This window comes from Pseudomonas linyingensis (assembly GCF_900109175.1).
Lineage (GTDB): Bacteria > Pseudomonadota > Gammaproteobacteria > Pseudomonadales > Pseudomonadaceae > Geopseudomonas > Geopseudomonas linyingensis.
Window position 1 is genome coordinate 138,692 of the sequence record NZ_FNZE01000010.1, and the last position, 24,002, is coordinate 162,693.

Sequence of the window (24,002 nt, forward strand, 5' to 3'; positions counted from 1 at the left end):
TTGTTGTTGTTTTCCTGGTCAGTATTTCCAAGCCGATTCGCCTACCGTTATCCGCTGTGCGCAACTGCTAGCGTCAAAGCGCAGCTATCGTGCGCCGGGCCTGTTCGCCGGCCGGCCGCGACGGCAGCATTGGTCTCACCGCACTGTGCGCCACTCATGTCTGCCCCGGGATGATTGCCATGCCGAACGCTTCACGCTCGTCTGTCGCCGGCCGCCCGTTGCCGGGCTGGCTCCTGTTCGCGCTCTCGCTGTCGCTGCTGGTCGGGCTGTTCGGCTGGCAGCAGCTGCTGCTGGCCGCCGAGCCCGGCGCGCTCGAGCCGGTGCATGTCGGCAGCCAGGCCTGTGCGGACTGCCATAGTGAGCAGTTCCAGGCCTGGCAGGGCTCGCAGCACGCCCACGCCATGCAGCACGCGACGAGCGACACGGTGCTTGGCGACTTCGACGACGCCACCTTCCACTACGCAGGGATCGAGTCGCGCTTCTTTCGCCGCGACGGGCGCTTCTTCGTGCGCACCGACGACGCGGACGGCCGGCTGAGTGACTTCGAGATTCGCTACACCTTCGGCGTCGAGCCGCTGCAGCAGTACCTGGTGGAGTTTCCCGACGGCCGCCTGCAGGCGCTGTCCATCGCCTGGGACAGCCGCCCGGCCGGTGCCGGCGGGCAACGCTGGTTCCACCTCTACCCCGGCGAGGCGGTGGATCACCGCGACGAGCTGCACTGGACTCGACCGGCGCAGAACTGGAACTTCATGTGCGCCGACTGCCACTCGACCGCGCTGCGCAAAGGCTACGATGCGCAGAGCGATACCTTCGCCACGCGCTGGGCAGAGCTGAACGTGGGCTGCGAGGCCTGTCATGGTCCCGCCTCGCGGCATCTGGAGTGGGCGCGCGGGGCCGCGGAGTTCCCGCACAAGGGTCTGACCCTGCTGCTCGACGAGCGCCGCGGCAGTGGCTGGCGGCGATCCGTCGAGCAACTGACCGCCCGCCGCGACCCGCCGCAACAGGCGCAGAGCAAGGAGCAGGAGGTCTGCGCGCAATGCCACTCGCGGCGCAGCCAGATCGCCGAGGGCTTCCATCCCGGCAAACGGCTGCTCGACCACTACAGCCAGGCATTGCTCGAACCCGGCCTCTATCATGTCGACGGCCAGCAGCGCGAGGAGGTGTTCGTCTCCGGCTCCTTCGCTCAGAGCCGGATGCATGCGGCGGGCGTGACCTGCAGCGACTGCCACGAGCCGCACGGGCAGAAGCTGCGCGCGCCGGGCAATGCGCTGTGTGCCCAGTGCCACCTGCCAAGCCACTTCGACAGTCCCAAACACCACTTCCACCCGGCGGGCTCGCCGGGAGCACAGTGCGTGAGCTGCCACATGCCGCAGACCACCTACATGGTCGTCGATCCGCGTCGCGACCACAGCCTGCGCATCCCGCGTCCCGAGCTGAGCACCCGCCTGGGCACGCCCAACGCGTGCAACGCCTGCCACACCGGGCAGTCGGCCGAATGGGCGGCGCAGGCGATCCGCGAGCACCATCCAAATCCGGCCGAGGGCTTCCAGCGCTTCGCCGAGACCTGGGCGGCGGCCGAAGGCAACGCGCCCGGCGCCTCGGTGGGCCTGGCCGGGCTGCTGGGCGATCCGGCGCAACCGGCGCTGGTGCGCGCCAGCTCCGCCGCGCGCCTGCGCCAGCCGGCCCGGCAAGAGGACTGGCAGGCCCTGCGCAAGGGACTCGACGATCCCAGCCCGCTGGTGCGCCGGGCAGCGCTCGGCTCCCTCGAAGGGCTGCCACCGGGACCGCGCGGCGAGTGGCTGGCGCCGCTGCTGAACGATCCCCTGCAAAGCGTGCGCAGCGAGTCGGCTCGGCTGCTCGCCGACGTGCCGCTGCCGCAGGCCCGCCAGGCCGATTTCGAGCGTGCCCTGGGCGAATACGAAGCCCAGCTGCAGCTGAACGCCGACCGCGCCGAGGGACGCAGCGAACTGGCCCGCCTGCGTCGCCGGCAGGGCCGCGAGGCGGAAGCCGTGGAGCAGCTGCAGGCAGCCCTGCGCCTCGATCCGCTGTATCTGCCGGCCTACCTGGAGTTCGCCGAACTGCAGCGCAGCGCCGGCCGCGAGGCGCAGGCCGAAGCTCTGCTGCGCGAGGGGCTGGCACTGCGTCCGCAGGCCGCGCTGCTGCACTACTCGCTGGGCCTCGGCCTAGTGCGCCAGCAGCGCCGCGACGAGGCGCTCGGCCATCTGCAGCAGGCGCAGCAGCTGATGCCGGACGACCCCCGCTTCGCCTTCGCGCTGGCCCTGGCGCTGCATCCGCGCGATCCCGCGCAGGCGCTTGCTTTGGTGGAGAAGGTCCTGCTCGAACGTCCGCACGAGGCGGACCTGCTCTGGCTGGCCGGCGTCTACAGCCTGGAGCAGGGCAAGCCGGCCGCCGCCGTCGCCTATGCCGAGCGGCTGCTGGTGATAAGTCCCGGCTCGCCCAGGGCCACGGCCCTGCTGCGTCAGGCGAGAAGCCGGGGGGCGGCGGACTGAGGCGGAGGCGTGGCTGCGCCTGCGAGGGGCCAGCCCCGTCCGTTTTGACGATGTGAGGCCCCCGAACGCCCCGTATACCTGTCGCAGACCGTTTACCTCATGAGGTTTCTGCCATGCGACAAGCTCCCCCCTACGTGCCCGGCCACCAGCTGCTGGCCGGCAAGTCTGTCCTGATCACCGCTGCCGCTGGCGCCGGCATTGGCTTTGCCGCCGCCAAGCGCTGCGCGGAAGAGGGTTGCCGGGCGCTGATGATTTCCGACATCCACCCGCGTCGTCTCGAGGAGGCGGTCGAGCGCCTCAAGGCCGAGACCGGCCTGGCCGAGGTGTACGGCCAGCTGTGCAACGTCGCCGTAGAGGAGGAGGTGCAGGCGCTGGTCACCGCCGCCGAGCAGGCCCTGGGCGGCGTCGACGTGCTGATCAACAACGCCGGCCTCGGCGGGCAGAAGCGCGTCGTCGAGATGAGCGACGAAGAGTGGAACAGGGTGCTCGACATCACCCTCACCGGCACCTTCCGCATGACCCGCGCCATGCTGCCGCACATGCAGGGCCGCGGCCGCGGGGTAATCGTCAACAACGCCTCGGTGCTTGGCTGGCGCGCGCAGAAGGAGCAGGCCCACTACGCCGCGGCCAAGGCCGGGGTGATGGCGCTGACCCGCTGCAGCGCGCTGGAAGCCGCCGAGTTCGGCGTGCGCATCAACGCGGTGTCGCCGTCCATCGCCCTGCACGACTTCCTTAAGAAAGCTTCCAGCGAGGAGCTGCTCGCCAGCCTGGCCAGCCGCGAGGCCTTCGGCCGCGCAGCCGAGGTCTGGGAGGTGGCCAACGTGATGGTCTTCCTGGCCAGCGACTACGCCTCCTACATGACCGGCGAAGTGCTCTCCGTCAGTTCCCAGCAGGCCTGAGGAAGCAGCCATGACCATGACCTTTGCAAGCGCGGCCGAGCTGCTCGCTGCCCAGGGCCTCGAACTGGGCGCCACCGAGTGGCTGGAGATCGACCAGGCGCGCGTGAACCTGTTCGCCGAAGCGACCGGCGACCACCAGTGGATCCATGTCGACCCCGAGCGCGCCGCCAGCGGCCCGTTCGGCGGCTGCATCGCCCACGGCTACCTGACCCTGTCGCTGGTCAACCTGTTCCTGCCGCAGCTGCTGCAGGTCGACAACCTGAGCATGGGCGTCAACTACGGCTGCGACCGCGTGCGCTTCCCGGCAGCGGTCAAGGTCGGCGCGCGCGTGCGCGGACGCGGCGAGATCGTGCGCGTCGAGCAGCTCGGTGCGGCGGTGCAGGCCACCGTGCGCGTCACCGTGGAGATCGAGGGCAGCGAGCGTCCGGGCTGCGTGGTCGACACCATCAGCCGCTACACCTTCAACCCTGTTGCCTGAGCGAGTAATCCCGATGAATGCAAATCCGAATGACGCGGTGATCGTTGCCACTGCCCGTACCGCGCTGGCCAAGTCCTTCCGCGGCTCCTTCAACGATACCGAGGCACCCGTACTCGGCGGTCACGTGGTGCGCGCGGTGGTCGAGCGCGCCGGCATCGAGCCGGGCGCGGTCGAGGACGTGATCATGGGCGCGGCAGTGCAGCAGGGCACCCAGGCCTACAACATCGGTCGCCTGTGCGCCTACACCGGCGGCCTGCCGGACACGGTGCCGGGCATGGCCCTGGACCGCATGTGCGCCTCCGGCCTGATGACCATCGGCGTCGCCGCCAAGGGCATCATCACCGGCGAACTCTCTGTGGCGGTGGCCGGCGGCGTCGAGTCGCTGTCGCTGACCCAGACCAAGCACAAGAACACCTACCGCGCGCAGTCCGAAGCGGTCATCGAGACGGTGCCCAGCGCCTATATCCCGATGCTGGAGACTGCCGAGATCGTCTCCAGTCGCTACGGCATCTCGCGCGCCGCCCAGGACGAATACGCCCTGCAGAGCCAGCAGCGCACCGCCGCCGCCCAGGCTGCCGGGCTGTTCGCCGACGAGATCGTGCCGCTCGCCGCGCGCAAGCTGTGCTTCGACAAGGAGGGCAAGCCGACCGGCCACGAGGAAGTGTTCGCCAATCGCGACGAGTGCAATCGGCCGTCGACCACCCTGGCCGACCTCGCCGCGCTAAAGCCGGTGTGGAAGGACGGCAAGTGGGTGCAGCAGGGCGAGTTCATCACCGCCGGCAACGCCTCGCAGTTCTCCGACGGCGCCGCGGCGACCCTGTTGATGAGTCGGGCCGAGGCCACCCGCCGCGGCCTGGCGCCGCTCGGCGTGTATCGCGGCATCGCCGTGGCCGGCTGCGCCCCGGAAGAGATGGGCATCGGCCCGGTGTTCGCGGTGCCCAAGCTGCTCAACCGCTTCGGCCTGACCGTGGCCGACATCGGCCTGTGGGAGATCAACGAGGCCTTCGCCTGCCAGGTGATCCACTGTCGCGACGTGCTGGGCATCCCCAACGAGCGCCTCAACGTCAACGGCGGCGCCATCGCCATCGGCCACCCGTTCGGCATGTCCGGCGCGCGCATGGTCGGCCACGCCCTGCTGGAAGGCCGCCGCCGCGGCGTGCGCTACGTGGTGGTGGCGATGTGCATCGGCGGCGGCATGGGCGCCGCCGGGCTGTTCGAGATCGCCTGAGTCCCGCCCATTTCCCCGGGGTGGCGTATGTAGGGGCGAATTCATTCGCCCCTACAAGACGTTCATGCGCCAGCCCCGTCGATCCTCATTCCCCCTCTGTGCCGGCGTACTCCTTATGGACGATGCCGGCGCAGCTCTGTCTTGCGGACTATCGAGCCGTATCAACGCCTGCGTCGAGCGACCGCCGCGTCGCGGTCGCCCACAACAAGAACAAGGGAAAGACAGCATGAAAGCACTCAATCGCCTGCGGAGGTCGGTATGCGCCAGTTGATAGCCTATGCCATGTCGGCCGTGGTCGCGGCGACCGCCGCGTACGCCTTCTCGCACCGCACGCCGCCACCTTTGCCGGCTACCGAGCTGCGCACCGACCGCCTGCTGATCAATGACGTGGTCGGTGAGGGCCCGCGCGTGGTCGCCGTCGGCGAGCAGGGCGTCATCCTCACCAGCGACGACCGCGGCCAGAGCTGGCAACAGGCCAGCATCGAGCCGCGCCGCAGCAGTTCGCTGACCGGCGTGGCGCGGCTGTCGGCCGACCGCCTGGTGGCGGTGGGCCACGACGGCTGGATCCTGCGCTCCGAGGACGGCGGCAGGAACTGGCAGGAAAGTCGCATCGACGACGAGCTGGCCGAACCGCTGCTCGGCGTGTGGGCCGGCGACGAGAACGCGGTGATGGCCTACGGCAGTTACGGCAAGTACTTCGTTTCCGCCGACGGCGGGCGCAGCTGGGAGGCCCGCGAGCTGCCGGTGGACGGCTACCACCTCAACGGCATGGATGGCGGCGCCGACGGCCGCCTGATGCTGGTCGGCGAGCAGGGTACGGTGCTGCGCTCGCTCGACGGCGGGCAGAACTGGGAGCGCCTACCGGCTTTCTACAGCGGTTCGCTGTTCGGCGTGGCGCGTCTGTCGGCCGACCGCTGGCTGGCCTACGGCATGCGCGGCCACGTGTTCGTCAGCGCCGACTTCGGCCAGAACTGGACTCAGGTGCCGCTCGGCCATACTGCGCCGCTCTATGGCCACGCCCTGCTGCCGGGACAGGCCGGCGTGCTGGTGGTCGGCGCTGGTGGGGCGGTGATCCGCTTCGACCGCGAAGGCAAGCTGATCGGCAGCCTGCGCCTCGAGGGGCTGGGCACGCTGACCGCGGTATCGGCACTGGACGATCAGGTGCTGGTGGTCGGTGGCGAGCATGGCGTGTTCAAGAGTTTCCGCGGCGGTGTAGCCGCCGTGCAGAACTGAGGGTGACGAGATGAAAGAGCAAAACTCCCGGGTGGATCGCTGGGTCGCGGCCTGCGCCGACCTGCTGATGGCCCGCCGCCGCGCACTGATGGCGCTGTTCGTCGCGATCACCGTCGGCCTCGGCGCCAGTGCCCTGCAGACCAGGCTGGACCCTGGCTTCAACAAGCTGATTCCGCTGCGCCACGAATACATGGTGAACTTCCTCGAATACAGCAAGATATTCACCGGTGCCAACCGCTTCCTGGTCAGTGTGCGCTGGAAGGGCGAGGGTGACATCTACAACCCGGTGTTTCTCGAAACCCTGCGCAAGGTCACCGACGACGTATTCTTCACCTCCGGGGTCAGCCGCTCCAGCGTGACCTCGCTGTTCACCCCCAACGTGCAGTACGTCGAGGTGACCGAGGACGGCTTCTTCGGCGACGTGGTGGTGCCGCCGCGCTTCGCCGGTACCCTCGAAGATCTCGAGCAGGTGCGCAACAACACTGCGCGCTCCGGACAGATCGGCCGTCTGGTGGCCAACGACCTGAAGGCCGCGATGGTGCGTGCCGACCTGCAGGACGTCGACCCGAAGACCGGCGAGAAGGTTTCCTACGTCGAGGTAGCCAAGCGCCTCGAGGAAATCCGCGCGCACTACAATAGCGATCAGATCGAGATCAACGTGGTCGGCTTCGCCAAGCTGGTCGGCGACGTGGTCGAGGGTCTCGGCGCGGTGATGGGCTTCTTCGTGGTGGCCTTCCTGATCACCGCGGCGCTGCTGTGGGGCTATTCGCGCTCGCTCAAGCTGACCGTGGTGGCGCTGGTGGTGGCGCTGCTGCCGGTGGTCTGGCTGCTCGGCCTGCTGCCGCTGCTGGGCCTGGGCATCGACCCGATGTCGATCCTGGTGCCGTTCCTGATCTTCTCCATCGGCGTGTCCCACGCGGTGCAGATGACCAACGCCTGGAAGCAGGACGTGCTGGCCGGTGCCAGCTCCGAGCAGGCAGCCCACGCGGCCTTCTGCAAGATCTTCATCCCCGGCTCGCTGGCCCTGCTGATGAACGCCGTGGGCTTCGCGGTGATCATGCTGATCGACATCCCCATCGTCCACGAGCTGGGCGCAACGGCCTGCCTGGGCGTGCTGCTGATGATCGTCACCAACAAGATGATGCTGCCGATCATCATCTCCCACCTGCGTCTGGAGCGTTCGGCGCAGCCTAGCAACAAGCCGCTTGCAGGCCGCAAGCACCCCCTGTGGTGGGGGCTTTCCAGCCTGGCCAAGCCCGTGCCGGCCCTGCTGGTGTTCGCCACCAGCCTCATCCTGCTCGCTGTCGGTACACTGAAGGCCCGCGACCTGCAGACCGGCGACATCGGTGCCGGGGCGCCGGAGCTGCGCAGCGACTCGCGTTACAACCGCGACAACGCGCGGATCGTCGGCAGCTATGCCATCGGTCTTGACGTACTGACAGTGTTCGTCGAAGCCAAGGACCACCCGGAAGCCTGCCTGAATCCACAGGTGATGCGTGCGGTGGACCGTTTCGACTTTGCTGTGCGCCACGTGGTTGGCGTGCAGTCGGTCTCCAGTGTCACCGGTACGGGCAAGGTGGTGATTTCCGGCAACAACGAGGGCAATCCGCGCTGGTCGGCGATTCCCAACTCCGAACGCGGCCTGCAGCAGGGCTCGCGTGCCTACTCGTCGGAGCTGGGCATGGTCACCGACGGCTGCCAGCAGATGCAGGTCCTGATGTTCCTCACCGACCACGAAGGCGCGACCGTCGCCCACGTGGTCAATGAGGTCAAGCGGATCATCGCCGCTGACGTCACCCCGGGGGTGAACTTCCGTCTGGCTGGCGGCAACGTCGGCATCATGGCGGCCTCCAACGAGGCGGTGGACCGCGCCGAGGTGATGATGCTCGCCGCTCTGTTCGGCTCCGTGGCTCTGTTCTGCTGGCTGACCTTCCGCTCCCTGCGCGCGGTGCTGTGCATCCTGGTGCCGCTGGCCATCGTGGCGATCCTCTGCAACGCGCTGATGGCGCTGCTCGGCATTGGCCTCAAGGTCGCAACCTTGCCCGTGGTCGCTCTGGGCGTCGGCGTCGGCGTCGACTACGGCATCTACCTCTTCGAGCGCATCCAGCACGAGATGGAGGAGGGGAGCGACTTGCGCAACGCCTTCTATGAGGCGATGCGCCAACGTGGCACTGCGGCGGTGTTCACCGCGCTGACGATGTCCATCGGCGTGTGCACCTGGGCCTTCGCGCCGCTGAAGTTCCAGGCCGACATGGGTGTGCTGCTGGCCTTCATGTTCCTGGTCAACGTGTTCGGCGCGATCTTCCTGCTGCCGGCGATGGCCGCCTGGTTCAATCAGGGGCGTCCTCTGGTGGCTGCCCGCAAGGCGAGTAAAACTGATACGGATGACGCGGCAGCCGCCGTGCTCGGCAGCCGCCGCGACGCGGCTGTGGGGGTATAGGTCACGGCGTCCCGTGCCAGGTCGGCGACTGGTGTCGGAGTATTCGACCAATTACGGTTGAAGCGCCCCCGACTTTGCTGGAAGCTGTCTGGCACGAGGTTTTCCGGAAGGAAGGTGGCCGGAAACCGTTGTGCAAGGTTTTGCGTGCGCAGCACCGGAGGAAGGGTTATTGCCCGGCAGGTGGAGTCTGCCGGTCCCTGGTTATCCGGCGCGACCTGTCGAATGGACAAAAATAACAAGGGGTCGGCCAACGAGCCGGCTTCGCAAGAGGTGATAGGGTGGAAAAGACAACTGCAGGTATCCATGCCCTGGCGGGCCTGGATCTGGCCGAATACGACAGTCTGGTAGCAGCCCTGTACGACGCGGCCGTGGACAGTAGCCAGTGGCACATCCCCATGGAGCAGCTGCGCGACCTGTTCGCCGCCAACTACGTGACCCTGATCCTGCGTATCCCCGACCAGTCGGATGCCGGTCTGATGATCGTCGCGGGCAACGTCGAGGGCGAGGGCAAGGTCACCTACCTGACCTATCCGCACTCCAGCACCCCGTTCATCAACCAGCCGGCCGACAAGGTATTCACCGTCGACGACCTGATGAGCGAGGAGGACTGGCGCCGCTCCTCCTACTACCAGCACTGGTGCGGGCCGAAGGGCGTGTTCCACGTCATGGGCGTGGACATTTCCACGCCCGACTCCGGCAAGCTGCGCTTTCGCATCACCCGTCCGGAGACTTCCCCGAAATTCTCGGCGCACGACCGCGCACTCTGCGAGCTGATCCTGCCGCACCTGCGGCGTGCTCTCAACGTGCACAACCAGCTGGATCGCAGCCAGTCGATGGGTACTCTGTATTCTCAGGCGATCAGCCGCCTGTCGGTGGCGACCATCGTGCTCGACGAGAGCGGCCGGGTGCTGCAGCAGAACGTCATCGCCCAGGAGATCCTCGCTGGCGCCGACGGTCTCAAGCTGGTCGGCGGACGCCTGGAGGCCTCCTATCCCAGCGACAACCGCGAACTGCAGCGCCTGGTGCGCGGTGCCTTCGCCCGCCAGGGCAAGGAGAGTCCGCCGATCGCCGAGGCGGTGTCGATCGCCCGACCCTCCGGCCAGGTCAACCTGGTGGTAGTGGTGGAGTCGGTGCCCTCGCTGGAGTGGGCGGAAAGCAAGGGGCAGCCGGCGGTAGTGGTGTACATCCGCGATGCCGTCGGCAAGTCGCTGGCCAGCACCACGGTGACCAAGCAGCTGTTCAATCTGACGCCGGCGGAGACGGCGCTATGCCTCGAACTGGCCAACGGCCTGTCGCTGGAGGAGGCCGCCGAGGTGCTGAACATCCGCCGCAACACCGCGCGCGCACATCTGCGCGCGATCTTCTCCAAGACCGGCGTGCGCCGGCAGACCGAACTGGTGCGCATCATGCTCAACAGCGTGATGGCGGTGGGCCAGGCTGAAAGCCCGTCCGGGCGTCCGCGCGGCGGTTGAAACTCCGTCTGCTCGAATCGTCCGCTTGGACGATTCGAGTCGCTTCGCGCCGCCCCTAGAGTGGGGCAGAACCAGCCATCCAGGCCCAGTCATTCAGGAGAATTTTCATGCCAGTCACAGCTGTCAGCGGTTCCGCGTCGGGCATCGGCGCTGCGGTGTGCGCCGCCCTGCGCGCCGCCGGCCACCAGATCATCGGCATCGACCGCGCCAACGCCGAGGTCATCGCCGACCTGTCCACCCCCGAAGGTCGCCAGGCGGCGGTCGAGGACGTACTCGCCCGTTGCGACGGCGTGCTGGACGGTCTGGTGTGCTGCGCCGGCCTCGGTGTCACCGCACCGTCCAGCAGCCTGATCGTCGCGGTCAACCACTTCGGTGTCACCGCCTTGGTCGATGGCCTGGCCAGCGCGCTGGAGCGCGGCGAACAGGGCGCGGCGCTGATCATCGGCTCGGTGGCGGCCACCCAGCCGGGGGCCGACAACCAGCCAATGGTCGAGGCAATGCTGGCCGGCGACGAGGCGCGCGCCATTGCCCTGGCCAACGAGCTTGATCAGGCGCACGTCGCCTATGCCTGCTCCAAGTACGCAGTGACCCGCTACGCCCGGCAGCAGGCGGTGGAGTGGGGCGGCCGCGGCCTGCGCCTCAACGTGGTGGCGCCGGGCGCGGTGGAGACCCCGCTGCTGCAGTCCTCCAAGGAGGATCCGCGCTTCGGTCAGGCGGTGCGCGACTTCGTCGCCCCGCTGGGCCGCGCCGGCCAGCCGGCGGAAATCGCCGCGCTGGTCGCCTTCCTGCAGTCGCCGCAGGCCAGCTTCGTGCACGGCAGCGTGGTGTTCGTCGATGGTGGGATGGATGCCATGGTGCGCCCGTCGCGTTTCTGATTTCTGTAGCTGCACTGACGAGGCCACCTGAGGGTGGTCTCGTCGTTTCTGGTCCGAATTGACGATGCCGGCCGGGCTGCCCGGCGCCAAGACTTGAATTGTAGGGGCGAATTCATTCGCCAACGTGGCTGCGTCAGACGAATGAATTCGCCCCTACAGCGGATTGGCCCGGCCATGCGATTGCCCCGGAACGGGCCGGGGATTTCACTCAAGGAGTCTGCAATGAACAAGGTGGCATTCATCACCGGCGCCAGCCGGGGCATCGGCCGCGAGACGGCGCTGGCCTTCGCCCGCGCCGGCTTCGACGTGGCGATCAGCGCGCGCACGCTGGAGGAGGGCGAGGCCCACCAGCACGCGCTGTGCAATCCGGACGGAACGCCGCTGGCGGGCAGTCTGGCGGCGACCGCCGCGGCCGTGCGCGAACTGGGCCGGGAGGTCTTCGTGGTGCGCATGGACCTGCTCGACGCCGACTCGGTGTGCGCGGCCTGCGCGGCGGTGCTCGAGCACTTCGGGCGCATCGATGTGCTGGTCAACAACGCCATCTACCAGGGCGGCGACCTCAACCTGCCGTTCCTCGATCTCGAGGCCGAGACCCTGTTGCGCGTCTACCAGGGCTACCTGCTGGCGCCTTTCCTCGCCACCCGTGCGGTACTGCCGCAGATGCTCGAGCGCGGCGACGGGGTGATCATCAACGTCACCTCCGGCGCCGGCGAGAGCGATCCACCGGTGGCGGCCGGACGCGGCGGCTGGGGCTACGCCTACGGTGCCGGCAAGGCCACGGTATCGCGCCTTTCCGGCATCCTGACCACCGAGCTGGGCGAGCGCGGCATCCGCGCCTATACCGTCAACCCCGGCGTGGTCACCACCGAAGCGCTGAAAGCCACCATTGGCGACAAGGGCGTGATCGCCCTGCGCGGCGGCGTGGCGCCACCCGAGGTGCCGGCGGCGGTCATGCTCTGGCTGGCCACCGCCGCCGAGGCCGGCGAGTTCCAGAAGCGCACCATCGCCGCCCAGCCGTTCGCCCTGGAGCAGGGCATCGTCGCCGACTGGCGCGCCTGAAATCGCCGTTTCTAGTCCAAGCGGATGATGAGCGCGCGGCGTCTCTCGGTGAAGATCGACGGACGTTGCCGTCCGGCCCGCCCCGGGGCGCGGCCCGACGGCAACCTGTCTTGCGTGCGCTCAACGGAGAAAGCCTGATGACCGATAACAACAGCAACAATGCCCTGCCAGCCCGCTACGCCCGTGGCTGGCACTGTCTGGGTGTCGCCGACGACTACCGCGACGGCAAGCTGCATACCCTGAACATCTTCGGCAGCCGCCTGTTGGCGTTCGCCGACGACAGCGGCAAGATCAACATCCTCGACGCCCACTGCCCGCACATGGGCGCCGACCTGTCTCAGGGCACCCTGGAAGGCAACCGCGTGGTCTGCCCGTTCCACCACTGGCAGTTCGAGGGCAGCGGCCGCTGCGTCGAGATTCCCTACTGCGAGCGCATCCCGCCCAAGGCCAAGACCCGTTCCTGGCTGACCTGCGAGGAGAACAACCTGCTGTTCGTCTGGAACAACCCGGAAGGCAAGGTGCCGGCCGCGGACGTGGTGATTCCGCACCTGCCGGAAATCGACAGCGACGAGTGGTCGCACAACTGGTACCTCGACACCCTGATCATCGAGACCAACCCGCGCGAGCTGGTGGACAACCTGGTCGACGCCCAGCACTTCGGCCCGGTTCACGGCACCCCGACCAAGTACTTCGCCAACGTGTTCGAGGGCCATGTCGCCCACCAGATCTTCCACGGCGACTCGGTCCGCCTGGGCGGCGACCTGGTTGCCGAGTCGGCCTACTTCGGTCCGGCCACCCACTTCACCCGCATGCGTGCGCTGTTCGAGGGCATGGAGGTGCATTCGATCCTGCTCAACTGCCACGTGCCGATCACCCCCAATAGCTTCGAGCTGCGCTTCGGCTGCCTGGTGAAGAAGATGCCGGGCTGGAGCGAGGAGCAGAACGAGGCGCTGGCCAAGGAGTACGTGCAGCAGAACCGCACCTCCTTCTACCAAGACGTGGACATCTGGAAGCACAAGGTGCGCGTCAACAACCCGGTCCTGGCCGAGGGCGACGGCCCGGTCTACCAGCTGCGCGAGTGGTACCAGCAGTTCTTCACCGACGAGGCCGCAGTGGCGCCGGAAATGGCCGAGCGCCGCGAGATCGTTACCGTCGATCGGCGCTGAACCCGGTTGCATCCATTCCGCCCGGCCTTTGCCGGGCGGAATCGTTTCTGCAGTGGCCGTTTTTGCGCGTATTAGCCCAAGTGTGGCTAGTTCAAATGAACGAGGCTGTTAGCAGCGCGTTGCCGTAATTTGCCTGCAACTATCCAGTCGAATCGGGAGTTTGCATGAAAATTCTGGTCCCCGTGAAACGCGTGGTCGATTACAACGTCAAGGTCCGCGTCAAGGCGGACAACTCCGGCGTCGACCTGGCCAATGTGAAGATGGCGCTCAATCCCTTCTGCGAGATTGCCGTCGAAGAAGCGGTGCGCCTCAAGGAAAAGGGCATCGCCAGCGAGATAGTCGTGGTCTCCGTCGGTCCGGCTGCCGCCCAGGAGCAGCTGCGCACCGCGCTGGCCCTCGGCGCCGACCGTGCCGTGCTGATCGAATCCGCGGACGAACTCGGCTCGCTGGCCGTCGCCAAGCTGCTCAAGGCGCTGGTCGACAAGGAGCAGCCGCAGCTGGTCATCCTCGGCAAACAGGCCATCGACAGCGACAACAACCAGACCGGGCAGATGCTTGCCGCGCTCAGCGGCTTCGCCCAGGGCACCTTCGCCTCCAGGCTGGAAATCGCCGACGAGCGCGCCACCGTCACCCGCGAGATCGACGGCGGCCTGCAGACCGTTTCCCTTGCGCTGCCGGCCATCGTCACCACCGACCTGCGCCTCAACGAGCCGCGCTATGCCTCCCTGCCCAACATCATGAAGGCCAAGAAGAAGCCGCTGGAGACCGTCACACCGGACGCGCTGGGCGTGTCCACCGCGTCGACCGTGAAGATCCTCAAGGTCGAGGCACCGGCCGCGCGCAGCGCCGGCATCAAGGTGGGCTCGGTCGCCGAGCTGGTGGAAAAACTGAAGAACGAAGCGAAGGTGATCTGATGGCCATCCTCGTAATCGCCGAACACGACAACGCCGTCCTCGCAGCGGCCACCCTCAACACCGTGGCCGCCGCCCAACAGATCGGTGGCGACATCCATGTGCTGGTTGCCGGCCAAGGTTGCGGTGCAGTGGCCGAAGCGGCCGCCAAGGTCGCCGGGGTCGCCAAGGTGCTGGTCGCCGACCACGCCGCCTATGCCCACCAGCTGCCGGAGAACCTCGCGCCGCTGATGGCCGAGCTGGGCAAGACCTACAGCCACGTGCTGGCCGCCGCCACCACCAACGGCAAGAACGTCCTGCCGCGCGTCGCCGCGCTGCTCGACGTCGACCAGATCTCCGAGATCGTCAAGGTGCTCGCGCCGGACACCTTCCAGCGGCCGATCTACGCCGGCAACGCCATCGCCACCGTGCAGTCCACGGCCGCCGTCAAGGTGCTGACCGTACGCGGGACCGGCTTCGACGCCGTGGCGGGCGAGGGCGGCTCGGCCAGCATCGAGCCCATCGCCAGCGTCACTGACGCCGGTATCTCCCGCTTCGTCGGCGAGGAAATCGCCAAGTCCGAGCGGCCGGAGCTGACCGCGGCGAAGATCATCGTCTCCGGAGGGCGCGGCATGCAGAACGGCGACAACTTCCAGCTGCTCTACAGCGTCGCCGACAAGCTCGGCGCCGCGGTGGGCGCCTCGCGTGCGGCGGTGGACGCCGGCTTCGTGCCCAACGACATGCAGGTCGGCCAGACCGGCAAGATCGTCGCGCCGCAGCTGTACATCGCCGTGGGCATCAGCGGGGCCATCCAGCACCTGGCCGGCATGAAGGACTCGAAAGTGATCGTGGCGATCAACAAGGACGAGGAGGCGCCGATCTTCCAGGTGGCCGACTACGGTCTGGTCGGCGATCTGTTCGAGGCGGTTCCCGAGTTGGAGCGCGCTCTGTAACACGCCTGGCGGGAGGAGTGCCCGCCAGGCGTACCCCTGACGGCAATCTCATGAAGCCTGCTTTCCGGTCTGTAGGGGCGAATAATTTCGCCCCTACAGCGGATTGACCAGACACGCCTGCGCGACGCTACGCTGCGCCCTTCAGAGAAATAGCTGGCTGAGGGTGACGGCCGGCGAGATGAGTTGCGCCGGACAGTACTGGCAGGTGTCCACTTGTGCCAGCAGCGGCAGGTGGCCGCTGGGGAGCAGGCTGGGGGAGAGGGCAGTGCTGGCGGAGACAATGGCCAGAAACAGCAGCTTTCTTGTTTTCATTGTTTTTGTTCTCGCAATCGAACTGCAAAGGCAGCGAATCGGACGGCTTGCCGTCTTGTTGCAATGCCACCATAGGAGGCGAGTTTACGACTGTCCTAGTCCAAACGGACTAGACGCGATGAGCGGTCGTACGATGCTCCGTCTTACCCGTGCCGATGGCATCGTCTGAATGGAGGAGGGATGCCCCCCCTTGTCTGATCGGACGATGTGCAGGCTCCTTCGCGCCGCCACAGTCTGGCTATCCCCAGCACCGCAGTCTGCTTTGGGCAGTCGGGTCTGGGTCGACGAGGAGGAGTCATGCAGCCAGTCACAACAATCAATAATGAATCGGCCTTGCGAACGGTACAGCCTGCGGAAGTTGGCCCGCGGCAGTCGCACAGCCGCTCCCGCATCTTGATCGGCCTATGCATCGTCGGTCTGGTGGCCGCCGGTACGGTCGCTTCTTTCCTGCCCCGCCCCAGCCCGGTGTTCCCGGCCAGCAGCGCCCAACCGCAATTCATGCTGATCAACGGTGCGGCGCAACCCGATGGTGAGCATCTGGTCGCCGCCGGCGAACTGGGTCACCTGTTCCACAGCAAGGGTGTCGGCCAGCCATGGAGCGAGGCCACGGTGGCCCCCCGGCGCGGTTCGACCCTGACCCAGGTGTTCTTTGCCGACAAGTCGCTGGGCCTGGCGGTCGGCCATGACAACTGGATCCTGCGCAGCGAGGACGCCGGGCTGAGCTGGCAGGAGGCCCATTTCGACGCCGAAGCCGCCGAGGCGCTGATGAGCGTGTGGGGCTCTGCGCGTGGGCCGCTGTTCGCCACCGGCAGCTTCGGCCGCCTGCTGGTCTCGGGCGACCGGGGCAAGACCTGGCAGCCTCGCGACACCGACCTGGGCGACCGCCATTTCTACGGCATCGCCGGTCACGGCCAGCAACGCCTGATGCTGGTTGGCGAAACCGGCCTGGTCGCGCGCTCCGACGACGGCGGGCAGAGCTGGCAGCGCCTGCCGGACTTCTACAACGGCAGCTTCTTCGGCCTGATCGCGCTGTCGGCCAGCGACTGGCTGGTCTACGGAATGCGCGGCAAGGTGTTCCGCACCAACGATTTCGGCGAGTCCTGGCGGGAGATCGACGCCGATACCGCCCTGTCGCTCTACGGCGGCACCCGCACCCGCGATGGCCGGATCGTGCTGGTCGGCGAGGGCGGCGTGGTCACCCAGTCCGGCGATGGCGGCCTGACCTTCAAGCGCCTGAGCGACGGGGGCGGTAGCAGCCTCTCCAGCGTCGCCGAGCTGGCCGATGGCCGGCTGATCTTCACGGGGCAGTCCGGCATCAGCGTGCCTGGCGCGCCAGCCGCATCTCCGATCCCCTGACACAAGCGGACTCTCTCATGGACAACAACAAGAATGCCCAGATGGTCGACCGCTGCGCCGACCTGCTCATGGCTCATCGCCGCTGGCTGCTGCTCCTGTTCATCCTGCTGACCGTGGTGTTCGCCGCCACGGCCACGCGCATCAAGCTGGATCCCGGCTTCTACAAGATGATTCCGCTGCAGCACCCGTACATGCAGACCTTCACGGAATACCAGAAGGCCTTCCCGGGGGCGAACCGCGTGCTGGTCAACCTGCGCTGGAAAGGCGAGGGCGACATCTACAACGTGCAGTTCCTCAAGGCCCTGCGCGAGGCGACCGACGAGGTGTTCTTCATTCCCGGCGTCGACCGCACCCGGGTGTCCTCGCTGTTTACCCCCGACACCCGCTTCATCGAGGTCACCGAGCAGGGCTTCTACGGCGACGTGGTGGTGCCGGCGAAGTTCGGCGGCACGGAACAGGACCTGGCGACCGTGCGGCGCAACGTGGCGCGCTCCGGCGTCATCGGTCGCCTGGTGCAGAGCGATCTGCGCGGGGCACTGATCCGCGCCGACCTGCAGGAAATCAATCCGGAGACTGGCGACAAGGTCGACTATATCGAAATCGCCAAGGCACTCGATGCGGTGCGCGCCAAGTACGCCAGCGAGCAGATCGAAATCGATATCATCGGTTTCCCCGTGCTGATCGGCGACATCATCAGCGGCCTGTCTGGTGTTTTCGGCTTCTTCCTGCTGGCCTTCGTCATCACCACAGTGCTGCTGTTCGCCTACTGCCGCTCGCTGCGCCTGACCCTGCTGGCCCTGGTGGTGGCGTTGCTGCCGGTGATCTGGCTGCTTGGCCTGCTGCCGCTGCTGGGCTACGGCATCGATCCGATGTCGATCCTGGTGCCGTTCCTGATCTTCTCCATCGGTGTTTCCCATGCGGTGCAGATGACCAACGCCTGGAAGCTGGAGGTGCTGGCCGGCGCCGACTCGCTGGCCGCCGCGCACAGCTCGTTCCGGCGCATCTTCGTGCCGGGCGCCCTGGCCTTGCTGGCCAATGCGCTGGGCTTTGCGGTGATCATGCGCATCGAGATCGACAGCGTTCGCGAACTGGGCATCACCGCCTGCCTCGGCGTTCTGCTGATGATCATCACCAACAAGATGATGCTGCCAATCCTGCTCTCCGGCATGCGCCTGGAGAACTCCGCGCACCGCACCCGCACGGCCGGCGGCAAGCGCCATCCGTTCTGGTGGAAGCTGTCGGCAGTGACCAATCCCGCCACGGCCCTGCTGGTGGCCGTCGTCTGCCTGGGCCTGCTCGGCCTGGGGATCGCCGAGTCGCGCAAACTGGTGGTCGGCGATATCGGCAGCGGCGCGCCCGAGTTTCGCGACGACTCGCGCTACAACCAGGACAACGCGAGCATCGTCGGCAGCTACGCGATCGGCGTGGACGTGCTCAGTGTCGTAGTCGAGGCCAAGGGCTTCGAAGGCGATGCCTGCCTGCACTACTCGGTGATGGATGCGGTCGACCGCTTCGCCACCTTCATGCGCGGCGTGCATGGCGTGCAGTCGGTGGTCAGCGTCCCGGACATGGCCAAGGTGGGGATCAGCGCCAACAACGAAGGCAATCCGCGCTGGGCGGCACTGCCGCGCAGCAGCCAGGCCCTGCAGCAGGGCGCCGAGGCCTACAACCCGGATCTGGGCATGAACACCCAGGGCTGCACCGCGATGCAGGTGCTGATCTACACCCGCAATCACGAAGGGGCGACCCTGCATCATCTGACCAGCGAGATCAAACGCTTCATCGCCGAACAGCCGAAGGACAACGAGGCCGGCCGCGCCGTCGAGTTCCGCGTGGCCGACGCCTTCCGTCTGGCCGGCGGCAACGCCGGGGTGATGGCGGCGACCAACGAGGCGGTGGAGCATGCCGAGGTGGAAATGCTGGTGGCCATCTTTGGCGCCATCACCCTGATGTGCTTCCTGATGTTCCGCTCCTGGAAGGCGGTGCTGTGCATCATCGCGCCGCTGGCCGTGGTGTCGGTGCTGTGCAACGCCCTGATGGCCGTACTGGACATCGGCCTGAAGGTGGCGACCTTGCCGGTGGTGGCGCTGGGGGTCGGGGTGGGCGTCGACTACGGCATCTACCTGTTCGAGCGGGTCAAGCACCAGATCGAGCACGAAGGCCAGGACTTGCGCATGGCGTTCTACGAGGCCATGCGCCAGCGCGGTACGGCGGCGATCTTCACCGCGGTGACCATGTCGGTCGGGGTGGCCACCTGGGCATTCTCGCCACTGAAGTTCCAGGCCGACATGGGCATCCTGCTGGCCTTCATGTTCTTGGTGAACGTGTTCGGCGCCGTACTGCTGCTGCCGGCCCTGGCCTGTTGGCTGAACGTCGGAGGCGAGCGCAGCGCCAGCAAGCTGCACGCTGTGTCACCGTCCGCCTAGCCGCTGCGGCGTTGCCTCCGGGGGCTGTCCAAGGCGGGCAGCTCCCGTGAATTCCAATGACTCCGGATGCGCGCCTGAACGATGCGCAGGGGGGCTTTTGTGCGCCCGAAAAACTCTTCTGCATAACCTGTGAGCTGCCGATCCGCCTAGTCCGAACCAAGTATGTGAGCGACTTTTTGGCGGGTAATCATGAACTCACTCGACGATCAGCGTGCGGTTGTCGAGGCAGGAGCCAACTAATGTGCGCCTTGTAAATGGCGAGTCTGCCGAGATTCAAGGGCGTATCAGGACAACAATAACTAAGGTCCTCCAAGAGGAGCTGAACTGATGAATTACAAATACAAGACACGCGGCTTGTCCCGCTTGCCGCATCATTTCAAACTCAGCCTGCTTGGCTGTGCCGTAAGTGCTCTGGCAATGCCCGCAGCCTATGCTGGCTCTTTCGAGTTTGGCGATGGTATCGAGGTCGATTACCTGACCACATTGAACTACGGTCTCAATGTTCGTGCCGAGAAGCAGGCGCACGAACTGCTGAACAATATCAACGGCGATGATGGCAACCGCAACTTCGACCGTGGCAGCGCCTTCAATAATCGCGTCAGCCTGCTCGCCGAAATGGATATCCACAAAGGCGACTACGGCCTGATGGTGCGCGGCTCGACCTTCTACGACTTCGCCTACAACAGCAAGAATGACAACGACTCACCGAATACCGTCAACAAACTCGGCGCTCATGACGAGTTCACCTCCGAGGCCGAGGATCGTGTAGGCACCCGCACCCGCCTGCTCGATACCTATGTGTATGGCGGCACCACCGTCGGCGATAGCGGGTTCCTCGACCTGCGTCTCGGCAACCAGGTGGTGGCTTGGGGCGAGAGCCTGTTCATCTCCGGTATTTCTGGGGTACAGGGCCCGGTCGATGCCACCAAGAGCAACATCCCCGGCACCGAGATCAAGGAAATCCTCCTCCCCGAGCTGCAGGCTTCCGGGCGCTTCTCGATCAACGACTGGACCCTGCTCGGCTACTACCAGTTCAAGAACCATCCGTACGAACTGTCGCCGGCGGGCGAGTACTTCTCCTACGCCGACATGATCGGCCCGGGCGGCCAGTACATCCGCTTCATGGAGGGCGACCTGGCGACGCTCGCGAATTTTGGTGCGGCCATTCCCCGTACCGAGACTGAAAACGCCCGCGACGGCGGCGAGTGGGGCGTCGGTGCGCGCTACAAGCTCACCCCCTACACCGAGGTGGGTGCCTACCGCCTGCGCTACCACGAGCGCACGCCGAGCCTGCTGCTCAACATCGACCCCGTCACCTTCTTCCCGACTTCCTACACCCTCAAGTACTTCGAGGATGTCGACCTGACCGGCGCGAGCCTCTCCACCCGCCTTGGCGACTGGCAGGTGTCCAGCGAGGTCAGCTACAAGGATGGCCTGTCGTTGTTGACCAAGACCGGGGTGTCGCGCGGCCAGGCGACCCAGGCGCAGGTTTCGGCCTTGAAGACCTGGGGCGACAGCTGGATCGCTCCGCAGACCTCCTTCGCCGGCGAATTCGGCGCGGTGCACATCAACGACGTGGACGACGGCGGTCTCGACAACCTCGCCAATGACCGCAATGCGCAGTTCGGCCAGTTCATGGTGACCCTGACCTACCCGAACGTGTTCAACGGCTGGGACCTCGATGTGCCCTTCAGCTACGGCCACGCCTTCAACCAGTCTTCCGTCAGCACCTTCGGCTTCGGCGGCGATGGCGATGCGCGCGCCAGCCTCGGTGCCAAGTTCAAATACCTGAACAACTTCGAAGTGGGCGCCACCTATAACGCCTACCTGGGTTCGGCCGACCAGCTGGAGCGACCGCTGGCCGATCGTGACTTCGTGGCAATCAACTTCAAGTACAACCTGTAACAGCAGGAGAAACAGCGATGAAGACGACTCTTTTCCGTGCCAGCCTGCTGAGTGCAGGCATTCTCTGCGCATTCAGCCAGACCGTATCGGCCAAGGTTTCCCCCGAGGAAGCCGCTCGCCTGGGCAAGGACCTGACCTGCTCCGGCGCCGAGAAGGCCGGCAACGCCGACGGGACCATTCCGGAGTTCTCCGGCAAGTGGCTGGGCGCCCCCGACCACATCAAGCACGAGGGCACCGGCAAGTTCTGGGAAAACCCCTACGCCAACGAAAAGCCGCTGTTCACCATCACCGCGCAGAACATGGAGCAGTACGCCGACAAGCTCAGCGACGGGCAGAAGGCGCTGTTCAAGAAGTATCCGGAAACCTTCAAGATGCCGGTGTACACCAGCCACCGCGACTTCCGCTTCCCGGACTGGGTCTGCGAGGCCTTCAAGAAGAACGCCACCACGGCCGAGCTGGTCGACGATGGCCTCGGCCTGAAGGGTTTCACCGGCTCCAACCCGTTCCCGATTCCGAAGACCGGCCTGGAACTGCTCTGGAATATCAACAACACCGGTCCGCAGCCCTACAAGACCGAGCTGACGACCCAGGATGTGGTGGTCTATCCGGACGGCAACCTGGCCTGGGGCAAGACCGAGTACAAGTTCCTCGGCGTGCGTTCCGAACCGGGGGTGATGCGCGACACCACCGACCGCACGCCGCCGTACGGTGGCATCCAGTCGATGGTCATCCAGAAGATCCACCTGCCGCTGCGCGACAAGGGCACGGTCTACTCCACGCGGGAAACCTTCAACTACAAGACCTCGCCGCGCGATGTCTACCTGTACAACCCCGGCACCCGCCGCGTGCGTCAGGCGCCGTCGTTCGGCTTCGACATGCCGCAGGGCGCCGGTGGCTTCCGTACCGTCGACGAGCACCACATGTTCAACGGCTCGCCGGAACGCTACGACTGGAAGATCGTCGGCAAGCGCGAGATCTACATTCCCTGGAACGCCTTCAGCACTAACCAGGCCGACGTGAAGATCGAGGGCTTGATCAAGCACAAGGGCCACGTCAACACCGAGCCCATGCGCTTCGAGCTGCAGCGCGTCTGGGTGCTGGAAGCGACCCTCAAGCCCGGTTTCCGCCACCAGTACGCCAAGCGCGTGTTCTACATCCAGGAGGACACCTGGGGCGCGGCACTGTCCGACCAGTACGACGGCCGCGGCCAGCTGTGGCGCACCGTGCTGGGCAACTGGATGTGGGCTTACGAGTCGCAGACGCCCTACTGGGGCCTCGCCGCGCACCATGATCTGATCTCCGGCGCCTACCTGGTGGACAACATCGCCAACGAGACCGGCGCGCCGGTCCTGGAAACCACGGACAACTGGACGCCGGCCATGTTCACCTCCGAGGCGGCGGCTCGCTGGGGGCGTTGATCCGCTAGCAAGCGGTAGAAGCGGAGCCCTCCCCACGCTGTGGGGAGGGCTCTTTTCATTTCGGCAGGCGCAGGGCTGCGGAGGCAGAGGCCGCCCGAAGCCGCCTTTCCGTTACCATCCTGTCTCGACTCTCCACGACACCACCCGACGGCCAGGAACAGAAGCACCATGAGCATTCCGACCTTTCGCACCGCCACCCCGGCGGACACCGACCGCTGCTACCAGATCGAGATCTCGGCCTACGAAGGCGATGAAGCGGCCACCCGGGAAAAGATCGCCACGCGGATCGAACAATACCCGCAAGGCTTCCTGGTCATGGAGCTGGATGGCGAGGTGATCGGCTTCATCAACAGCGGCTGTGCGCACGACGTGGTCATGTCCGACGAGGCATTCAAGGAGCTGGTCGGCCACGATGCCGAGGCGCCGAACGCGGTCATCATGTCGGTGGTCATCGATCCCGCGCACCAGGGCAAGGGCTACTCCACGCTGATGATGCGTACCTTTGTCCGACGCATGCAGGCGCTAGGCAAGAAGACCATTCACCTGATGTGCAAGGAGCGCCACGTCGAGTTGTACAAGCGCATGGGCTACCGCTACGTGCAGCCATCCGCGTCCGACCATGGCGGCATGGCGTGGCACGAGATGGTCATGGACATTTGAAACCGAGGGGGGGAAGGGGGCCGATGTATTTTCCCGAAGCGCGGCGGGGAAGACCGCTCCGAAGCAGGCATCCCGGATGGACGCATTCGCCTGACAAGGGCTCAGGAATGCGCCAGGGCTTCCCAGGGCTGCACAGCCAAGCGCGGGTTACCCCTTCAGCGCCGCTTCGATCGCCGCGATATCGATCTTGCGCATGGTCATCATCGCGTCGAAGGCGCGCTTGGCCGCTGCGCGATCCGGGCTGGCAATCGCGGCCGTCAGAACGCGTGGCGTGATCTGCCACGACAGGCCCCACCTGTCCCGGCACCAGCCGCATTCGCTTTCCTGGCCACCGTTGCCGACAATCGCGTTCCACAAGCGGTCCGTCTCGGCCTGGTCGTCGGTCGCAACCTGGAACGAGAAGGCCTCGCTATGCCTGAACGCCGGCCCGCCGTTAAGCCCGAGGCAAGGGATGCCCATCACCGTGAACTCGACGGTCAGGACATCGCCCTGCTTACCCGCCGGATAGTCGCCAGGCGCACGAAGCACAGCACCCACCGCGCTGTCCGGGAAGGTCGCGGCATAGAAGGTCGCAGCCTCCAGCGCAGTGCTGTCATACCAGAGACATATCGTGTTCTTGCTGATCATCTTGGCTCTCCACGATTGGGCTGAGACATGGAGTCTAGCCGCGCATTTGGCCTGTCGCGGGCTGACCCGTTGCGGACCTTCACTCCGGATTGCTC

Annotated in this window: 19 protein-coding genes; 17 read left to right on the plus strand and 2 right to left on the minus strand. The window is 66.4% G+C overall.

Annotated features, from left to right (window positions below; genetic code table 11):
- Nucleotides 1-179 precede the first annotated feature (179 nt).
- The 12 genes from BMZ19_RS13690 (at nucleotide 180) to BMZ19_RS13745 (ending at nucleotide 15,203) form a co-directional block, all read left to right on the plus strand.
- The gene (locus tag BMZ19_RS13690; protein ID WP_244517223.1) at nucleotides 180-2,510 is read left to right on the plus strand and encodes a multiheme c-type cytochrome; all 2,331 of its coding nucleotides are present in this window, start codon (nucleotides 180-182) and stop codon (nucleotides 2,508-2,510) included.
- 113 nt (nucleotides 2,511-2,623) lie between these two features.
- Entirely contained in the window at nucleotides 2,624-3,409 is a 786-nt protein-coding gene (locus BMZ19_RS13695; protein WP_090311776.1) for an SDR family oxidoreductase, read from the plus strand.
- Nucleotides 3,410-3,419: 10 nt separating this feature from the next.
- Entirely contained in the window at nucleotides 3,420-3,887 is a 468-nt protein-coding gene (locus tag BMZ19_RS13700; RefSeq protein WP_090311778.1) for a MaoC family dehydratase, read from the plus strand.
- A gap of 13 nt (nucleotides 3,888-3,900) precedes the next feature.
- Nucleotides 3,901-5,115, plus strand: a complete 1,215-nt coding sequence (locus BMZ19_RS13705) for an acetyl-CoA C-acyltransferase (protein ID WP_090311780.1) — start codon at nucleotides 3,901-3,903, stop codon at nucleotides 5,113-5,115.
- Between the two features lie 258 nt (nucleotides 5,116-5,373).
- Nucleotides 5,374-6,348 carry a WD40/YVTN/BNR-like repeat-containing protein gene (locus BMZ19_RS13710; RefSeq protein WP_090311781.1) on the plus strand — a complete coding sequence of 325 codons (975 nt, stop codon included), beginning with the start codon at nucleotides 5,374-5,376 and terminating at the stop codon, nucleotides 6,346-6,348.
- A 10-nt stretch (nucleotides 6,349-6,358) separates the two neighbouring features.
- The gene (locus BMZ19_RS13715) at nucleotides 6,359-8,788 is read left to right on the plus strand and encodes an efflux RND transporter permease subunit (protein WP_090311783.1); all 2,430 of its coding nucleotides are present in this window, start codon (nucleotides 6,359-6,361) and stop codon (nucleotides 8,786-8,788) included.
- 278 nt (nucleotides 8,789-9,066) lie between these two features.
- A complete protein-coding gene (locus BMZ19_RS13720; RefSeq protein WP_244517226.1) occupies nucleotides 9,067-10,260 on the plus strand; it encodes a helix-turn-helix transcriptional regulator in 1,194 nt (397 codons plus the stop codon).
- Nucleotides 10,261-10,367: 107 nt separating this feature from the next.
- Nucleotides 10,368-11,135 carry an SDR family oxidoreductase gene (locus BMZ19_RS13725; RefSeq protein ID WP_090311785.1) on the plus strand — a complete coding sequence of 256 codons (768 nt, stop codon included), beginning with the start codon at nucleotides 10,368-10,370 and terminating at the stop codon, nucleotides 11,133-11,135.
- A gap of 222 nt (nucleotides 11,136-11,357) precedes the next feature.
- Nucleotides 11,358-12,194, plus strand: a complete 837-nt coding sequence (locus BMZ19_RS13730; RefSeq protein ID WP_090311787.1) for an SDR family NAD(P)-dependent oxidoreductase — start codon at nucleotides 11,358-11,360, stop codon at nucleotides 12,192-12,194.
- A gap of 137 nt (nucleotides 12,195-12,331) precedes the next feature.
- The gene (locus BMZ19_RS13735; RefSeq protein ID WP_090311789.1) at nucleotides 12,332-13,360 is read left to right on the plus strand and encodes a 3-ketosteroid-9-alpha-monooxygenase, oxygenase component; all 1,029 of its coding nucleotides are present in this window, start codon (nucleotides 12,332-12,334) and stop codon (nucleotides 13,358-13,360) included.
- Nucleotides 13,361-13,524: 164 nt separating this feature from the next.
- Entirely contained in the window at nucleotides 13,525-14,274 is a 750-nt protein-coding gene (locus BMZ19_RS13740) for an electron transfer flavoprotein subunit beta/FixA family protein (protein WP_090311791.1), read from the plus strand.
- The gene (locus tag BMZ19_RS13745) at nucleotides 14,274-15,203 is read left to right on the plus strand and encodes an electron transfer flavoprotein subunit alpha/FixB family protein (protein WP_090311793.1); all 930 of its coding nucleotides are present in this window, start codon (nucleotides 14,274-14,276) and stop codon (nucleotides 15,201-15,203) included. The genes BMZ19_RS13740 and BMZ19_RS13745 overlap by 1 nt, the downstream gene beginning before the upstream one ends.
- A 141-nt stretch (nucleotides 15,204-15,344) precedes the next feature.
- Here BMZ19_RS13745 and BMZ19_RS22420 read toward each other — a convergent pair whose 3' ends face one another.
- Nucleotides 15,345-15,515, minus strand: a complete 171-nt coding sequence (locus BMZ19_RS22420; RefSeq protein ID WP_170847766.1) for a hypothetical protein — start codon at nucleotides 15,513-15,515, stop codon at nucleotides 15,345-15,347.
- Nucleotides 15,516-15,908: 393 nt separating this feature from the next.
- Between BMZ19_RS22420 and BMZ19_RS13750 the strand changes: the two genes are divergently transcribed.
- From BMZ19_RS13750 to BMZ19_RS13770, 5 genes are all read left to right on the plus strand, one after another.
- Nucleotides 15,909-16,871 (plus strand): WD40/YVTN/BNR-like repeat-containing protein, encoded by a 963-nt coding sequence (locus tag BMZ19_RS13750; RefSeq protein ID WP_170847767.1) that lies wholly within the window; start codon nucleotides 15,909-15,911, stop codon nucleotides 16,869-16,871.
- A gap of 17 nt (nucleotides 16,872-16,888) precedes the next feature.
- Nucleotides 16,889-19,297 (plus strand): efflux RND transporter permease subunit, encoded by a 2,409-nt coding sequence (locus BMZ19_RS13755; protein ID WP_212633237.1) that lies wholly within the window; start codon nucleotides 16,889-16,891, stop codon nucleotides 19,295-19,297.
- A gap of 327 nt (nucleotides 19,298-19,624) precedes the next feature.
- Nucleotides 19,625-21,202, plus strand: a complete 1,578-nt coding sequence (locus tag BMZ19_RS13760; RefSeq protein ID WP_090311797.1) for a DUF1302 domain-containing protein — start codon at nucleotides 19,625-19,627, stop codon at nucleotides 21,200-21,202.
- A gap of 17 nt (nucleotides 21,203-21,219) precedes the next feature.
- Complete coding sequence (locus BMZ19_RS13765; protein ID WP_090311799.1) at nucleotides 21,220-22,620, plus strand: DUF1329 domain-containing protein; 1,401 nt, start codon at nucleotides 21,220-21,222, stop codon at nucleotides 22,618-22,620.
- 168 nt (nucleotides 22,621-22,788) lie between these two features.
- The gene (locus tag BMZ19_RS13770; protein WP_090311801.1) at nucleotides 22,789-23,280 is read left to right on the plus strand and encodes a GNAT family N-acetyltransferase; all 492 of its coding nucleotides are present in this window, start codon (nucleotides 22,789-22,791) and stop codon (nucleotides 23,278-23,280) included.
- Nucleotides 23,281-23,427: 147 nt separating this feature from the next.
- Here BMZ19_RS13770 and BMZ19_RS13775 read toward each other — a convergent pair whose 3' ends face one another.
- Nucleotides 23,428-23,907 (minus strand): VOC family protein, encoded by a 480-nt coding sequence (locus tag BMZ19_RS13775; protein ID WP_090311803.1) that lies wholly within the window; start codon nucleotides 23,905-23,907, stop codon nucleotides 23,428-23,430.
- Nucleotides 23,908-24,002 lie beyond the last annotated feature (95 nt).